This is a genomic window from Marivivens sp. JLT3646, from assembly GCF_001908835.1.
In the GTDB taxonomy this organism is placed as follows: domain Bacteria; phylum Pseudomonadota; class Alphaproteobacteria; order Rhodobacterales; family Rhodobacteraceae; genus Marivivens; species Marivivens geojensis.
In genome coordinates, this window is the sequence record NZ_CP018572.1 from 1,788,295 (window position 1) to 1,803,693 (window position 15,399).

Below are 15,399 nucleotides of genomic sequence, written 5' to 3' on the forward strand. Positions count from 1 at the left end.
CTATATGGGGGGCGAACCTCAAAGGGGCAAGTCGCAACCTGTTGACTCTGACTATTCGTCCCATCAAACCTGCGGCTATGATCGCTCTTTCTGCTCTCGCCTTTCCGAATGTGTCACCGGAAATCTTCACCATCTCGCTCTTCGGGATGGAGTTTGCGCTGCGTTGGTATGCCCTCGCTTACATCACTGGAATCGCTCTGGGCTGGTGGATGATCGCAAAGTCCCTCAAACAGCCAGCGTTTTGGCCCGCGAACAGCGCGCCGATGACCGCTAAACAGCTCGAAGATCTGATGACGTGGATCATCGCGGGTGTGATTTTGGGCGGGCGATTTGGCTATGTGCTGTTCTACCGTTTTAGCTACTACGCCCAAAACCCGCTTGAGGTTCTGCAGGTCTGGGAAGGCGGAATGTCCTTTCACGGTGGGTTCCTTGGTGTGATTGTGGCGACCTACCTCTATTCCCGTCATCAAAAGCTGCCGCTCGGGTCGGTGGCGGATTGTCTGGCGATGGTTGCGCCTTTGGGCCTCTTGCTCGGGCGATTGGCGAATTTCATCAATGGCGAACTTTGGGGCCGTGTGAGCGATGTGCCATGGGCCGTCGTCTTCCCATCTGAAGCGGCCCAACAGTGCCTTTTGACCATCTGCGCCCGCCACCCCTCGCAGCTCTATGAGGCCGCGATGGAGGGCGTGATCCTCGGCCTTATCATGCTCTGGCTTGTGCTGCGTGCAGGCGCGTTGAAACGTCCGTGGACCTTGGCAGGGACTTTTTTCGCAGGCTACGGCGTGTCACGGTTTATCGTTGAATTCTTCCGCCAACCTGACGCGCAGTTCATCAGCGAAGGAAACCCTCTTGGCCTCGCGTTTCATGTGAACGGCTGGGGTCTGACCATGGGACAAACGCTATCGCTGCCGATGATCCTGATCGGCCTCGTTCTGATCGCACGGGCGAAACGCACATGACGACGCTGGCGGACCTCCTCAAGCGCAGGATTGCGACCACAGGGCCGATCACGCTTGCTGATTATATGTCAGAGGCGCTTTTGCACCCAGAGCACGGCTATTACACCACCCGCGATCCGCTGGGGGCGACGGGGGACTTTGTCACCTCGCCCGAGATTTCGCAGATGTTTGGCGAAATGATCGGGTTGTGTTTGGCGCAGGCGTGGATGGATCAAGGTCGCCCGAACGGCGTTCTGGCGGAGCTCGGCCCCGGCCGCGGCACGCTGATGCAAGACATCCTTCGCGCCACCAAAGGCGTCGCAGGGTTCCATGATGCACTCGCCCTGCACCTTGTCGAAGCCTCGCCCGTCCTGCGCGCAGCCCAATCCGCGCGCCTGCCGAACCCAACGTTCCATGCGGATGTATCGACGCTGCCCGATGCGCCCTTGTTCCTTGTCGCAAACGAATTCTTTGACGCCCTCCCCGTGCGTCAATTCCAGCGCGACGGCACAGGCTGGCGTGAACGGATGGTCGGGCTAGACAGCGACACCCTCACCATGGGCCTATCTGCGGCCGCCCCGCTCGCTTTGCTGGAGCACCGCCTCGCGGATACCAAGGACGGCGATATTGTCGAAGTATGCCCAGCCCTCCCCGCTATCATGGGGCAAATCGGCGAACGGATCGGCACACATGGCGGCGCTGCCCTCATCATCGACTATGGCGATTGGCGGTCCCAAGGTGACACGCTCCAAGCCCTGCGCGGACATCAACCTGTTGACCCGCTCCATGCACCGGGAACGGCGGACCTCACCACCCATGTGGATTTTGAGGTCATCACACAATCCGCGGCCCCTGCCCGCTTTACCCGTATCACGCCTCAAGGCGTCTTTCTCGAACGCCTCGGGATCACGCAACGGGCGCAAAGTTTGGCGCAGTCAATGTCGGGCGATGCGTTAGAGTCTCACATCGCAGCACATAGACGCTTGACCCACCCGTCAGAAATGGGTGACCTCTTTAAAGTGGTCGGGATTTACCCCGATGCCCACACACCGCCCGCAGGTCTGGAACCATGACGCTCGAAATTATCACCCATGATGACCTTATGCCGATCCGCCACGGGTTCTTTACCCGAAGGGGCGGTGCATCATCTGGCGTGTTTGCGGGCTTGAACTGTGGTGGTGGCAGCAGCGATCAATCCGATATTGTCGTGATCAACCGTGGCCGTGTGGCCGCCGCAATGGATGTGGCGCCTGAGGCTCTTATTGGTGTGCATCAGGTGCATTCCGCTGATGTTGTGACCGTGTCTGACATCACCACCCCCCGCGCCCAAGCCGACGCATTGGTCACGGACGTTCCCGGCATCGCCTTGTCCATCCTCACCGCCGATTGCCAGCCTGTTCTCTTTGCCGACCATGACGCAGGTGTCATCGGTGCCGCCCACGCGGGCTGGAAAGGTGCACTGAGCGGTATCCTTGAGGAAACGATCGTAGCGATGGAAGACCTCGGCGCGGACCGTGGAAACATGGTTGCTGTCATTGGCCCAACCATCAGCCAACGCGCCTACGAGGTTGGTCAGGAATTCTTTGACGCGTTTCTGGACGAAGACCCCGCCTTTGCCCGCTTCTTTGTGAATGGCAAAGAAGACGGGAAGTTCATGTTCGATCTTCCTGCCTTTGGTCTGTTCCGCCTGCGCACCGCTGGTGTGGGCACCGCAGAATGGACACGACACTGCACCTACTCGGACCCAGACCGATTCTACAGCTACCGTCGGACCTGCCATCAAAAAGAGGCCGATTATGGCCGTCTGATTGCGTCGATCCGCCTTTGACCTGCCACAATCGGGTCACTTCCGCTCAGCGTTAGCCTCTCGCACCCCTTTTTCCAAAAGGGTTTCACCGTTCCAAGACGGTTTCCCCACGAACAGGGCAAAGTTTCACAACTTCGCCCAACTCTTGCCGCCTGTGCCCTTGATAGTGGGATCAACGCCGAAACTGGCACCGACTATCCAAGAGGACAGAGCAATGAAAAATAAACGCTGGCTCACCACTATGATCGAAGACGCCAAAGCCTGTGACACTCAGATGCCTTGGGCGCGTGGCCTGCGGCGCGAGGCAATGATTGCCCGCCGCACAGAAACAACCTCCCCCGAATTAGAGGCCAAGGCGGCCTGATTTCTCCCTCGGAAGCAGACACTTCCAAGACCTCAAGGCGGCCACTGGCCGCCTTTTTCTTTGCGATTCGGGGTGAGGGGCGTGAAATTAAGGCCAGATTAACGCCTTAAAGGTGAACAATCTGAGGTTGCCAACCCCGCTTTGTTACCCGTTACTCCACAATACATTGATTTCTTTGACAAGTCTGGCCAACTTCTGCCACATTCTGGTCAAGTTGAACGACCCGATGTTGTCGGTGGGGGCCGACAGAAGGTCAACCGAAAGGTGGACCAGTATGCATATGCCCCGTTCGGCAGCCGCTCTAGGCGTGTCAAATAACCTACCGGTTTCTCAGGACCGGATCGCTCGGAAAGACGGGCGACTTCAGCGCAACCAGCCTCTCATGCGCAAATACGAAGTCGCCCATCTGACCAAAGATGGCCTTTGCCACGAATTCCAGAAAACAGCGCCCGCGCACCCTCTGTTCGAGGAAGCCTTTTCTGCCTTTGCCCGTGGCCTATTGTTTCAGACCGAAAACGGCCCCATAGCGGTCGAAGATCTCTGGCCTGGGGATCGCATCCGCACAGCCAACGGACGCCTCCGCACGCTCATGTGGAAGGGATCGATGATGATCGTGCCGCATGTGGCGAGTGAAACGACATCCATGATCCGCGTTGGTACAGAGGCGTTGGGCCTTCATCGTCCATCACACGACACGATGTTCGGACCATCAGCACGTGTGTTTCATACGTCCCCCCGCATCAGGGCGTTCAACGGGCAAGATGGCGCCTTTGTTCCGCTGGCCGATCTCGTCGATGGGGATGGCATCATAGAGATCACACCGATGGCACCCGTGCAGGTGTTCCACTTGGGTTTTGCGACCCACGAACGTCTCAGCGTCGCGGGGTTAGAGGTCGAAAGCTACCACCCCGGCGCACCGCATCGGTTCCCCTTGCGCGGCGAACTCCTCGACATGTTCATGCCGCTCTTCCCGCATATGCGGGATCTCGGGGATTTCGGGATGGATTGCCAGCCGCGCTTGCGGATGGCTGATCTTACGGTGTTTGACGTCGCTTAGGCATCGCGAGCAAGGCGTTCCTCAAGAACATCGAACGGCACACCCGGTTCGTCCTTGGCACAGCGGATAACAAGCGATGTTTTCACATGCGCCACGTTGTCCGCAGTGAGCAGTTCACCCGTCAAGAAGCTCTGGAAGCTACGCAAATCAGGGGCCACGCATTTGAGGATAAAGTCGACCTCACCGTTGAGCATGTGACATTCGCGAACGAGCGGCCAGTTGCGGCACCGTTCTTCAAACGCGGAGAGGTCAGCTTCGGCTTGTTTGTGCAGACCGACCATCGCGAACACCTGCACTTCAAAACCCAATTCGCGGCTGTCCACATCAGCGTGATACCCACGGATATAGCCCTGCTCTTCGAGCGTGCGCACACGGCGCAGACACGGCGGCGCGGAAATGCCCACTCGTTTTGCCAATTCGACGTTGGTCATGCGACCATCCGCCTGCAATTCGGCAAGGATCATGCGATCGATTTCATCGAGTTTGCTGCCCGGCATTGGTATCCCCAAAGAAAGTTTCGCGAACCTTACGTCGAATGAACTATATGCGCAACAATATTTCAAAGTTGCGCAATTTCATTTCTCATTCGCATGCATAAAATTCTTGCAATGTTTTAATCCCGCTCGCCTCTTTCCCGCAGCGGGCGGCGTGGCTATATCGGGGGGAATGGATATTGAAAAGAGGCTGACATGTCTGACGCACGCCACACGAAGGTTTTGATCATTGGCTCTGGCCCTGCAGGCTATACCGCAGGCGTTTACGCAAGCCGCGCCATGCTGAACCCGATTCTGGTTCAGGGGATGGAACCGGGCGGTCAGCTGACCACCACGACCGAAGTTGAAAACTGGCCGGGTGAAAAAGAAATCCAAGGCCCGCAACTGATGGTCAACATGGAAGAACACGCCAAGGCGATGGGCTGTGAGATCATCATGGACCTGATTTCCGACCTAGACCTGTCCCAGCGTCCTTTCGTTGCCAAAGGCGACAGCGGAACCACCTATACCGCCGATGCAATCATCCTTGCGACGGGCGCGCGTGCAAAATGGTTGGGTCTGGAGTCGGAAGAGGCCTACAAAGGCTTTGGCGTATCGGCCTGCGCGACCTGTGACGGGTTCTTCTATCGTGGACAGGAAATCGTTGTGATCGGCGGCGGCAACACCGCTGTCGAAGAGGCGCTCTTCCTCACCAACTTTGCGACCAAGGTGACCCTGATCCACCGCCGCGACTCGCTTCGGTCGGAAAAGATCCTGCAAGAACGTCTGTTGAAGCATGAAAAGATCGAAGTGCTCTGGAACCACGAACTAGAAGAAGTCGTTGGCGAAGGCGATCCCAAAGGCGTAACAGGCGTGCGTGCGAAACACGTTGAAACGGGCGAAATCACCGAAGTCCCAGCCAAAGGCGTCTTTATCGCCATCGGCCACGCGCCTGCGAGCGAACTGGTCAAAGACCAGCTGGAACTGCACTCTGGCGGCTACGTAAAGGTGAAACCGGGATCGACCGAGACCTCGATCCCTGGCGTCTTTGCCGCGGGCGACTTGACCGACGCGAAATACCGTCAGGCGGTCACCTCTGCGGGCATGGGCTGCATGGCAGCACTGGACGCCGAACACTGGCTCGCTGCACAAGAGTAAGATTAAAAAAGCCCCGCACTCGCGGGGCTTTTTCTTTGGGGTTAGCGCAGTTTCATCCGCGCCATCAGGTTATCCTTGAACACGAACTGGTGGACCAACGCACCGAGGATATGTAGACCCAGAAGGCCGAGGCCCAAGGTGAACATGACCTCATGCACCTCGCCCGCATCGCGGATGCCACCGAACCACACAGCGATGCCCGACAGCGGGATCGTGATCATCACGACGTAAAGACCGAGCTTCACCGCCTTAGCGAGCAAAGCCTGCGCACCACTGCCCATTTCCGAAGGTGCAGGACGGGTGAAGCGCATCACAATACGCACCACGGCAAGCGCCAAAATCACGATACCGACAATCACATGGATACGCGTTCCTACGCCAATATCGGTCACGCCTTCGCGGACAAAGGCACGGTAGCTATCCTTGATCGCATCATGGCTAAAGAAGCTCGCGAAAAAGAGCAGGAACATCAACCAATGCAGAATAATTTGTGGTTTTGAGAATTTTTCGGGATGTGCCACGACAGGCCTCCATATCTATACATAACAAAATTATAATTTAATCTTAACTGCACATGCAATCGCCAAACAAAAAAGGCGCCCGCTTGGGCGCCTTTGTCACATCAATGCACCGCCATCGGTGTCATGTCGTTTTGCCGGGCCAACACAAAGGCCATCTGACGATCCGCAACCAAAGCGATCTGTTCGCCCTGTTCCGTGTGAACCGAAAACAACTGTTTGCGGCCCCCTGCCTGTTCCTGCAAATCCTCGGGCAGATCAGCGACATCGACCGACTTTACATAAACAATCCGGTCTTGGCCGTTTCGGAAGTCGTATTTTGCATTCATCACTCGGTCCCTTTCCTGATCTTAATGGTCTGGACAACCGTTTCGGGGAGTTTGCGTGTCAAATCGACGTGCAGCAAACCGTTTTCCATCACCGCCTCACCAACATCGACACCATCTGCCAAAACGAACGACCGTTGGAATTGGCGGGCCGCGATACCGCGATGCAAGAAGATACGACCATCACTGTCGTCCGATTGGCGACCACGGATGACAAGGCTACTGTCCTCAACGGTGATCTGCAAATCGTCCTCGGAAAAACCGGCCACCGCCAGCGTGATCCGATACGACCGTTCCGATGTTTGTTCTATATTATAGGGCGGATATCCATCGTTGCCGGATTTCGCCGTGCGTTCAACCAGCCGTTCCAGCTGTTCAAAGCCCAGAAGGTAGGGATGCGCCCCCAGTGTAAGTTTCGTCATACGACACGTCCTCGTCCAAGCGACCGTCAAATTGGCCCCGATCACGGCAGCCACCCCTTGAATATGGTCTTTCAATCCGACCGCTGCAAGGGCTAGGCGGAATCGATCAAACCGCCTATGTTAAGAACTCGCGGCGCGAGAAAGTATCGGGTGAGTCCATGAATAAATCCGCACGGATGGAACAGATTGAGGTCCTTCGTTTCGAACTTGAGGTTCTCAAGCGCGAACACCGTGACTTGGATGAGGCTATTCATGCCCTCGAAGATCGCGGCACCGGCGATATGCTGACCCTGCGTCGCTTGAAAAAGCAGAAACTGAACCTCAAGGATAAAATCGTCGTCCTAGAGGACCGTATTTTCCCCGATATCATCGCCTGAGTGCATCGCGGGCAATTGCACCCTGCCCCATGCTCGCTATAGTGCCGCTTCCTATTCCAAGCGGGGACACATCATGACCACACCGCAAGTCGGTATCATCATGGGCAGCCAGTCCGACTGGCCGACAATGAAACTAGCCGCCGATATTCTCGACGAACTGGGTATCACCTACGAGAAAAAGATCGTCAGTGCGCACCGCACGCCAGATCGCCTGTGGGCTTATGGTAAGGCGGCAGCAGATCGCGGCCTTCAGGTGATTATCGCTGGTGCAGGTGGCGCGGCGCACCTTCCGGGCATGATGGCATCTAAAACCCGCGTTCCTGTGGTTGGCGTTCCTGTTCAGACTAAGGCGCTGTCGGGCGTTGATAGCCTCTACTCCATCGTTCAGATGCCCAAGGGCTACCCCGTTGCCACCATGGCAATCGGTGCGGCGGGTGCGTCGAATGCGGGCCTAATGGCCGCTGGTATCCTCGCCCTCCAAGACGCCGATCTTGCTGCCCGCCTCGATGCGTGGCGCGAGGCGCTTTCTGCTTCTATTCCTGATGAGCCTGTCGATGAGTGATATGTTGAAACCTGGTTCGACGATTGGCATCCTTGGTGGTGGTCAATTGGGGCGTATGCTCTCTGTCGCGGCATCGCGGCTGGGCTTTAAAACCCACATCTATGAACCCAGCGCAAACCCGCCCGCAGGCCATGTTGCGGACCGCGTAACCACTGCGCCCTATGACGACGCAGAGGCGCTCGCTGATTTCGCGGCCTCTGTCGATGTGATCACCTACGAATTTGAAAACATCCCGACCGAAGCGCTGGACCTCCTCGAATCCGTGCGCCCGATCCGCCCGAACCGCAAGGCATTGGCCGTGTCGCAGGACCGTCTTGTCGAAAAAGCGTTCTTGAACGATCTGGGTCTGAAAACCGCTCCCTTTGCGGCGGTCGATGATGAGGTCGATCTGGCCGAAGCGATCGCCGAGATTGGCACCCCTGCCATCCTGAAAACCCGTCGGTTCGGCTATGACGGCAAAGGTCAGGCGCGTCTGAAATCCGCTGATGATGTGAGCCAAGCACTGGCTGACATGAACGGCGCACCCTCAATCCTTGAGGGTTTTGTGAACTTCACCCACGAGGTTTCGGTGATTGCCGCTCGCGGCACCAACGGAGAAGTAGCCTGCTACGATCCGGGTGAAAACGTCCACAAGGACGGCATCCTCGACACCACCACCGTTCCTGCGAACCTGACGGGCATGCAGGGCGTTGATGCGGTTCTCCTCGCGGGGAAAATCCTGAACGCGTTGGATTACGTCGGTGTCATGGGCGTTGAACTGTTCGTCACACCTCAAGGGCTGATCGTCAACGAAATCGCGCCGCGCGTTCATAATTCTGGCCACTGGACCCAGAACGGCTGTGCGGTCGACCAGTTCGAACAGCACATCCGTGCGGTTGCGGGCTGGCCTTTGGGTGACGGGAAACGCCACTCGAACGTTGTTATGGAAAACCTGATCGGTGACGACGTGGATCGCATTCCCGAGATCGCGAAGTCAGGCGATGCCATCCATCTCTACGGTAAAGCTGACGCGAAACCCGGTCGCAAGATGGGTCACGTGAACCGCATCACTGGTCCTGCGGGTCAATAAGCCCTTCGATCACGTCGTAGACGACTTCTCCACTCCGATCGAAGTGGCCGTTTTTCAAAAAGGTGACAACCTCCGCGATGACTTGGGGGTTGTTCATCATAAAGGTGTGGGTCACGGGCAAAACCATGTGATCCGCGCCCTTTAATCGGGTCGACGCGACCGACACTTTGCCATCGTCAGGACCCTCAATCAGCGATGAATAGATCGGGTTAAGGCTCTGATCACCCGCGATAATCCCGACCTCAACGTTCAGATCTCCCAGCGACAATGGAACGCTTCCCGCCCCTGTGCCAAGCTGTTCACCTGCAGGTCCGTTGATCCATTCAAACGGTTCCCAATCGCCGAACACATCGACCAATTCCGATCCTTGGTTCGGTGGGGCCAGCATCACTACACGCCCCATATCAGCGGGCGTATGCCCCTGAAGCCACGCACGGATCAGGATGCCGCCCATCGAATGGGTCACGAAATGAACCTTGCGCGGGCCACAAGCCGCCACATCATCGGTGATCTGACCAACCAGCTCTTCAATCGGTTGTTTGGTCGATGGGTAGCCGCGATTGACGACCTTGTAGCCCTCAGCCTCTAACACCTCCCCCATCACAAACAGAGAGGCAGGCCCACGCGCCAGCCCATGCAGCAGAACAACGCAGTCCTCTGCCTTCGCTGGGGCAGCGGCGAGAAACAAAATTGAGGCGAGTAAAGTTTTCATTCACACCATATAAGCGCAAATACGCATATTCCAATCAACCACCTTGCGCGACGCTGCGGCACAGGCCACTGTAGCGCATGTCCAGATCGATCCGTCTTGCCACACGCGCCATTATTTTACACGAAAACAAATTGTTACTCGTGAACGCTTGGAAAAATCGCGATCACCTATGGTGTGCACCTGGTGGCGGTGCCGAAGCGCATCAGAGCTTGCCTGCGAACCTATCGCGTGAAGTGCACGAAGAAACTGGGCTGATCGTAAAGGTGGGCGAACCCTGCCTGATCAACGAATTCCACGACCCGAGGGGCGATTTCCATCAGGTTGATCTCTATTTCCGCTGTCAGATTATGGCGGGCGATCCTTTTGGCGATTGGACCGATCCTGAAGGTATCGTGAGCCACCGTCGTTGGGTCACGCGTGAAGAAATGTCGAAACTCAGGGTAAAGCCCGATAGCCTCGCGGCGGTAGCATGGGGGGACGCGGACGCCCCGCCCTATGACCCGCTAGAACCGATCCAGCGTTAACGGCGGAGCGGAGTCTCCGATAGACGAATGGGCGTTCGGATTGCAGGAATACCGTTTTCCATAACCTGCATCCCGCGTGCGACGACCTGCGGATCGGCAAAGACCTGATCGACGGAATTGATCGGCCCAGCTGGTACAGTCGCCTTTTCCAGCGATAACAATAGCTCTGCCCGATCCCAACGCGACAGAGCCACGACGATTTTGTCCCGCAAGGCTACCCTATTCGCCACACGCAGCGCATTCGTTGCAAAGCGCGGATCCTCCTCCAGACCCAGCACGTCGCAGAACCGACGGAATTGGCCATCGTTGCCCACGGCCACGATGATATCGCCATTCGACGTAGGTAGAACCTCATAAGGGGCGATGTTCGGATGCGCGTTACCCATACGACGCGGGGCATTTCCCGACACGAGGTAATTCATCCCCTGATTGGCCAATACCCCAACTGCACAGTCCAAGAGTGCCATATCGACATGCTGCCCGCGCCCCGTGGTTTCGCGTGCTTTCAGCGCGGCTTGAATGCCGATCACCGAATAGAGCCCCGTAAAGATATCAGCAAAGGCTACACCAACCTTTTGCGGCTCACCGTCTGGCGCACCCGTAAGGTCCATCCAGCCGGCCATGCCTTGGATCAGGAAATCATAGCCCGCGCGATCCGCATACGGCCCATCCTGTCCGAACCCCGTGATCGAACAATAGACCAGCCGTGGATTGATCGCCGACAGCCCCGCATAGTCGAGCCCGTATTTCGCCAGCCCTCCGACCTTGAAATTCTCAATCACCACATCGGCGTCGCGGATCAGGTCGATCACGATTTGCCGCCCTTCTTCGGTGCGGAAATCGGCAGTCACCACTGTTTTTCCAGCGTTCGTTGCATGATAATAGGCAGCGGTGCCGTCATCCATGAACGGTGGCCCCCACGTGCGGGTATCGTCGCCGTCAGGGCTTTCGACCTTAATGACCTCGGCCCCGAGGTCGGCCAGAACCTGACCGGCCCAAGGTCCAGCCAGAATCCGCGCCAACTCGACGACTTTCACACCGTTCAGGGGTTGCATCAGAAGAACGCCTGCAGACCAGTTTGCGCACGGCCAAGGATCAGCGCGTGGATGTCATGCGTGCCCTCATAGGTGTTTACCGTCTCTAGGTTGACCATGTGGCGGATCACGCCGAATTCAGCCGAAATCCCATTGCCGCCGTGCATGTCGCGTGCATGACGCGCCACATCCAATGCCTTGCCGCAGTTGTTGCGTTTGATCAGGCTGATCATCTCAGGCGCGGCCTCAGCCGTATCCATCAAACGACCGACCTGCAATGCAGCCTGAAGGCCAAGCGTGATCTCAGTCTGCATATCCGCGAGCTTTTTCTGGAACAGCTGGGTCTGTGCGATCGGCTTGTTGAACTGCTTGCGGTCCAGACCGTATTGGCGTGCCGCGTGCCAGCAGAACTCTGCCGCCCCCATAACGCCCCACGCGATGCCATAACGAGCGCGGTTCAGACAGCCGAACGGCCCCTTAAGGCCCGACACATTCGGCAAGAGCGCATCTTCGCCCACTTCAACGCCGTCCATGACGATCTCGCCCGTGATCGACGCCCGAAGGGATACCTTGTTTTCGATCTTCGGCGCCGACAGACCCTTCATCCCCTTTTCAAGGACGAAGCCTTTAATCTTACCGTCATGGGCTTCGGATTTTGCCCACACGACAAAAACATCCGCAATCGGCGAGTTGCTGATCCACATTTTGGAGCCAGTAATTTTATAGCCATTCGCGGTCTTTTCCGCGCGGGTTTTCATGCCGGCAGGGTCAGAGCCCGCATCGGGTTCGGTCAGGCCGAAACAGCCGATCCATTCGCCAGACGCCAGTTTCGGCAGGTATTTCATCCGCTGCTCTTCGGTGCCGTAGGCGTAGATCGGATACATAACGAGCGAGGACTGCACGGACATCATTGAACGGTAGCCGCTGTCCACACGCTCGATTTCCCGCGCGACGAGGCCGTAGGACACATACGACCCGCCGAGCCCGCCGTATTCCTCAGGCACGGTAACACCCAAAAGGCCCATCTCGCCCATCTCGCGGAAAATCGCGGGGTCGGTGTGTTCAGTCAGGAACGCGTCCTTCACCCGAGGCAGCAGTTTTTCGGTCGCATAGGCCCGCGCACTCTCTGCGATCATGCGTTCATCTTCGGTCAACTGACCAGACATACGCAGCGGATCGGTCCAATCAAAGGAACCAAGATCAGGGGCGTCTTTGGGCTTGAGTGCGGGCATAGGGAAAACCTTTCGTCTAAAGTTGCACAAAGAGTGCCCCTATGGGCGCCAAAAAACAAACGATTTAAAAATTGAATTTGATGAGTTATAGTCATCAACATGCGCCAGAGTTACACCCCATCCATTCCCGAACTGCAGTCTTTCACCGCCTGTGCACGGCTCGGCACGACGACGCTCGCGGCAGGGCATTTGAACCTCACGCAAAGCGCGGTATCGCGGTCACTTGCCACGCTTGAGGATCGGTTGGGCGTCGCCCTCTTTAATCGCGTCCGCAAACGGTTGGTACTGTCCCCTGCAGGTCATGCCTTTCTCGACAAGGCCGAAGCAATATTGGCGCAACTTGACGATGCCTCGGTTGGCGTGATGGCCTTTGGCGGGCGAACATCAATCCTACGGATCGCAGCCCTGCCCAGTTTCGTCCGCAGTTGGCTGATCCCTCGGCTTCCTGGATTTACGGCGATTGCGCCTGATATCAGCCTCGACATTTCTGCCCGCCTCGATCCCGTGGATTTCATCCGCGATCCCGTCGATCTGGCGATCATGCGCAAAACGCATCAACCGACAGGATCAACGGCAGAGATCATCTTGCCCGAAAATCTGGTGGTCGTGGCGTCCCCTGCGCTGCTCAAAGGCGCATCGAACCTCTCGGACACGGACCTATTGAACCTACCGCTATTACAGCAATCCACCCGCCCGACCCTTTGGCTTGATTGGTTTCGCGATGGCGATGCGGACCCACGACGGGCGCTGAGGGGCGCACGTCTAGATCACTTTGATATGGTGATTGATGCCGCGATTGCGGGGCTTGGCGTTGGGATCGTGCCGCATGTGATTGCGCGGCAGTCGCTAGATCGCGGCACTCTGGTTCTAGCCAGTGGTCGGAAGTTCGAAACCGGCGATGCATACGCACTGATACTTCCCGACGGTCAAGAGCCCAGCGCCGAGGTTCGGCTCTTTCGCGATTGGCTGCGGGCTGCGGTAAGACGTTGATCTGGCTTGCTCCTCTGCCGCCACTCCGCAATAGTCGGCCCGAGGAATGGAGGCGGACAGCGTGACGGATTGGCTCTCACCAGCGGAATGGCAAGCGGTATCGCTGTCGCTGCGCGTTGCCTTTTGGGCGACCGTGCTAAGCCTCCCCATCGGGATTTTCACCGCCTACGCTTTGGCCCGCTGGTCCTTTGTCGGAAAACAGGTTCTCAACGGAATCGTCCATCTGCCGCTCGTCCTGCCGCCGGTGGTAACGGGCTATCTGCTCTTGCTGACCTTCGGGCGGCGTGGCCCTGTCGGTGCGTTCCTCGAACAAACGTTCGGGATTGTCGTTGCCTTTCGCTGGACGGGCGCCGTCCTCGCAGCCGCTATCATGGCGTTTCCACTAATGGTCCGCGCGATCCGCCTGTCGATCGAAGCCGTCGACCCAAAGCTAGAAGAAGCCGCATCAACTCTCGGCGCATCGCGGGCGTGGGTGTTCATGACTGTGACCCTACCCCTCATCCTCCCCGGTATTTTGGCGGGTTCCATCCTCGCCTTTGCCAAGGCGATGGGTGAATTTGGGGCCACCATCACCTTTGTGTCGAACATCCCCGGCCAGACGCAAACCCTGCCCTCTGCGATCTATGCCTTCCTGCAAGTCCCCGGTGGTGAAGCTTCTGCCCTGAGGCTCGTTATCATTGCAGTGGTCATTGCAATGGGAGCCCTCCTCTTGTCTGAGGTCGTATCGAAACGCATCGCTGCACGGGTGTCAGCATGACGGTGTCGGTTCAGATCACACACAAACAGGGTGATTTCACCCTTGATGTGGCCTTTGATGCACCAGAGGGGCTGACGGTCCTGTTCGGTCGTTCTGGCTCTGGCAAGACGAGCGTGATTAATGCAATTGCGGGGCTACTGCACCCAGATGCGGGGCGTATCGCGATTGGAGGACATGTCCTTCAAGACAGCGCGACGGGCCTTTGGCTCCCGCCTCACAAACGGCGGATCGGCTACGTGTTCCAAGATGCCCGCCTATTCCCACACCTGTCTGTGCGCCAGAACCTCACCTACGGACAGCGGTTCAGCGCAACGAAGGCAGCAATTGATCCCGTGGTCGAAATGCTCGGCCTTGGCGATCTTTTGAACCGTCGCCCTGCCGCCCTCTCTGGCGGAGAAAAGCAGCGGGTTGCGATTGGGCGGGCGCTATTGTCGGGGCCAGAACTGATCCTCGCCGATGAACCTCTGGCAGCGCTGGACGAGGCCCGCAAGGATGACATTCTGCCGTATTTTGAACGGCTCCGCGATGAGGTGGGTATCCCGATTGTCTATGTGAGCCACGCTGCGGGCGAGGTTGCACGCCTTGCTACTACGGTCGTCGTAATGGATCAGGGGCGCGTCAGACAAATGGGGCCAGCGGGCGAGGTCCTCTCTGACCCGTCTGTAACCCCTGTTGGCGTGCGCGAGGCGGGCGCGATGATTGAGGCGCGAGTTGGCGCCCATTCTGACGACGGGTTGAGCGACCTGCTGATCGGCGATCTGGTCGTGACCATCCCAAATTGCGGCCGTCAGATCGGCGATCTGGTTCGCCTGCGCATCGCCGCCCAAGACGTGATGATCGCCACCCAAGCCCCCCAAGGCATCTCTGCCCTCAACGTTCTGCCTGCCACGATCAAATCAATCCGCATGGGCGACGGCCCAGGTGCAATGGTCCAGATGGAGGTCGGCGGCGCGACCCTATTGTCACGCATCACCCGCCGTTCGGTTCAAACCCTCGGGCTTACGGCTGGGCAAAAAGTATTTGCAGTGCTCAAAGCGGTAAGCGTTGCGCGGTAAAGGTCGTTAGCGGTATCAATTCGT

20 protein-coding genes are annotated in these 15,399 nt (G+C 57.6%); 13 read left to right on the forward strand and 7 right to left on the reverse strand.

Annotated elements, in window-relative coordinates:
• Positions 1 to 77 precede the first annotated feature (77 nt).
• From lgt to BSK21_RS08930, 5 genes are all read left to right on the forward strand, one after another.
• Complete coding sequence (lgt, locus tag BSK21_RS08915; protein ID WP_067546278.1) at positions 78 to 959, forward strand: prolipoprotein diacylglyceryl transferase; 882 nt, start codon at positions 78 to 80, stop codon at positions 957 to 959.
• Positions 956 to 2,011, forward strand: a complete 1,056-nt coding sequence (locus tag BSK21_RS08920) for a class I SAM-dependent methyltransferase (RefSeq protein WP_067546281.1) — start codon at positions 956 to 958, stop codon at positions 2,009 to 2,011. The genes lgt and BSK21_RS08920 overlap by 4 nt, the downstream gene beginning before the upstream one ends.
• Positions 2,008 to 2,766 (forward strand): peptidoglycan editing factor PgeF, encoded by a 759-nt coding sequence (pgeF, locus tag BSK21_RS08925; protein ID WP_067546283.1) that lies wholly within the window; start codon positions 2,008 to 2,010, stop codon positions 2,764 to 2,766. The genes BSK21_RS08920 and pgeF overlap by 4 nt, the downstream gene beginning before the upstream one ends.
• A gap of 193 nt (positions 2,767 to 2,959) precedes the next feature.
• Positions 2,960 to 3,109 carry a hypothetical protein gene (locus BSK21_RS15905; protein WP_156529507.1) on the forward strand — a complete coding sequence of 50 codons (150 nt, stop codon included), beginning with the start codon at positions 2,960 to 2,962 and terminating at the stop codon, positions 3,107 to 3,109.
• A 274-nt stretch (positions 3,110 to 3,383) separates the two neighbouring features.
• On the forward strand, positions 3,384 to 4,166 hold the full coding sequence (locus BSK21_RS08930; protein WP_067546288.1) for a Hint domain-containing protein: 783 nt from the start codon (positions 3,384 to 3,386) through the stop codon (positions 4,164 to 4,166).
• On the opposite strand, the gene BSK21_RS08935 is transcribed toward BSK21_RS08930, so the two are convergent.
• Positions 4,163 to 4,663 carry an Lrp/AsnC family transcriptional regulator gene (locus BSK21_RS08935; RefSeq protein WP_067546291.1) on the reverse strand — a complete coding sequence of 167 codons (501 nt, stop codon included), beginning with the start codon at positions 4,661 to 4,663 and terminating at the stop codon, positions 4,163 to 4,165. The two genes, BSK21_RS08930 and BSK21_RS08935, sit on opposite strands and share 4 nt — an antisense overlap.
• A 192-nt stretch (positions 4,664 to 4,855) precedes the next feature.
• Between BSK21_RS08935 and trxB the strand changes: the two genes are divergently transcribed.
• On the forward strand, positions 4,856 to 5,797 hold the full coding sequence (trxB, locus tag BSK21_RS08940) for a thioredoxin-disulfide reductase (protein ID WP_067546295.1): 942 nt from the start codon (positions 4,856 to 4,858) through the stop codon (positions 5,795 to 5,797).
• A 41-nt stretch (positions 5,798 to 5,838) separates the two neighbouring features.
• Here the strand turns inward: trxB and BSK21_RS08945 are convergent, their stop codons facing one another.
• From BSK21_RS08945 to BSK21_RS08955, 3 genes are all read right to left on the reverse strand, one after another.
• On the reverse strand, positions 5,839 to 6,318 hold the full coding sequence (locus tag BSK21_RS08945) for a cytochrome b (protein WP_067546298.1): 480 nt from the start codon (positions 6,316 to 6,318) through the stop codon (positions 5,839 to 5,841).
• Positions 6,319 to 6,419: 101 nt separating this feature from the next.
• Positions 6,420 to 6,644, reverse strand: coding sequence for a DUF1150 family protein (locus BSK21_RS08950; RefSeq protein WP_067546305.1), 225 nt, complete (start codon positions 6,642 to 6,644; stop codon positions 6,420 to 6,422).
• Entirely contained in the window at positions 6,644 to 7,063 is a 420-nt protein-coding gene (locus BSK21_RS08955; RefSeq protein WP_067546308.1) for an Hsp20 family protein, read from the reverse strand. Before BSK21_RS08955 ends, BSK21_RS08950 begins: the two co-directional genes overlap by 1 nt.
• Positions 7,064 to 7,221: 158 nt before the next feature.
• Between BSK21_RS08955 and BSK21_RS08960 the strand changes: the two genes are divergently transcribed.
• From BSK21_RS08960 to BSK21_RS08970, 3 genes are all read left to right on the forward strand, one after another.
• Complete coding sequence (locus tag BSK21_RS08960; RefSeq protein WP_067546311.1) at positions 7,222 to 7,440, forward strand: YdcH family protein; 219 nt, start codon at positions 7,222 to 7,224, stop codon at positions 7,438 to 7,440.
• 73 nt (positions 7,441 to 7,513) lie between these two features.
• Entirely contained in the window at positions 7,514 to 8,002 is a 489-nt protein-coding gene (purE, locus tag BSK21_RS08965) for a 5-(carboxyamino)imidazole ribonucleotide mutase (RefSeq protein WP_067546314.1), read from the forward strand.
• Positions 7,995 to 9,071: a 5-(carboxyamino)imidazole ribonucleotide synthase gene (locus BSK21_RS08970; protein ID WP_074039003.1), complete on the forward strand. Its 1,077-nt coding sequence runs from the start codon at positions 7,995 to 7,997 to the stop codon at positions 9,069 to 9,071. The genes purE and BSK21_RS08970 overlap by 8 nt, the downstream gene beginning before the upstream one ends.
• Here the strand turns inward: BSK21_RS08970 and BSK21_RS08975 are convergent.
• Positions 9,049 to 9,783, reverse strand: coding sequence for an alpha/beta fold hydrolase (locus BSK21_RS08975; RefSeq protein WP_067546317.1), 735 nt, complete (start codon positions 9,781 to 9,783; stop codon positions 9,049 to 9,051). The two genes, BSK21_RS08970 and BSK21_RS08975, sit on opposite strands and share 23 nt — an antisense overlap.
• Positions 9,784 to 9,860: 77 nt before the next feature.
• Here BSK21_RS08975 and BSK21_RS08980 point away from each other — a divergent pair, with 77 nt between their 5' ends.
• Positions 9,861 to 10,307, forward strand: a complete 447-nt coding sequence (locus tag BSK21_RS08980) for an NUDIX hydrolase (RefSeq protein WP_067546320.1) — start codon at positions 9,861 to 9,863, stop codon at positions 10,305 to 10,307.
• On the opposite strand, the gene BSK21_RS08985 is transcribed toward BSK21_RS08980, so the two are convergent.
• On the reverse strand, positions 10,304 to 11,362 hold the full coding sequence (locus BSK21_RS08985) for a CaiB/BaiF CoA-transferase family protein (RefSeq protein WP_067546323.1): 1,059 nt from the start codon (positions 11,360 to 11,362) through the stop codon (positions 10,304 to 10,306). The genes BSK21_RS08980 and BSK21_RS08985 overlap by 4 nt on opposite strands.
• Positions 11,362 to 12,573: an acyl-CoA dehydrogenase gene (locus BSK21_RS08990; RefSeq protein ID WP_067546326.1), complete on the reverse strand. Its 1,212-nt coding sequence runs from the start codon at positions 12,571 to 12,573 to the stop codon at positions 11,362 to 11,364. Before BSK21_RS08990 ends, BSK21_RS08985 begins: the two co-directional genes overlap by 1 nt.
• 99 nt (positions 12,574 to 12,672) lie before the next feature.
• Between BSK21_RS08990 and BSK21_RS08995 the strand changes: the two genes are divergently transcribed.
• Genes BSK21_RS08995 through modC form a run of 3 tightly spaced genes read left to right on the forward strand, consistent with a single transcriptional unit; the run spans position 12,673 to position 15,375 of the window.
• Positions 12,673 to 13,563: a LysR substrate-binding domain-containing protein gene (locus BSK21_RS08995; protein WP_067546328.1), complete on the forward strand. Its 891-nt coding sequence runs from the start codon at positions 12,673 to 12,675 to the stop codon at positions 13,561 to 13,563.
• Between the two features lie 46 nt (positions 13,564 to 13,609).
• Entirely contained in the window at positions 13,610 to 14,320 is a 711-nt protein-coding gene (gene modB, locus BSK21_RS09000) for a molybdate ABC transporter permease subunit (RefSeq protein ID WP_067546330.1), read from the forward strand.
• The gene (gene modC, locus BSK21_RS09005; protein WP_067546332.1) at positions 14,317 to 15,375 is read left to right on the forward strand and encodes a molybdenum ABC transporter ATP-binding protein; all 1,059 of its coding nucleotides are present in this window, start codon (positions 14,317 to 14,319) and stop codon (positions 15,373 to 15,375) included. The genes modB and modC overlap by 4 nt, the downstream gene beginning before the upstream one ends.
• Positions 15,376 to 15,399: the final 24 nt, after the last annotated feature.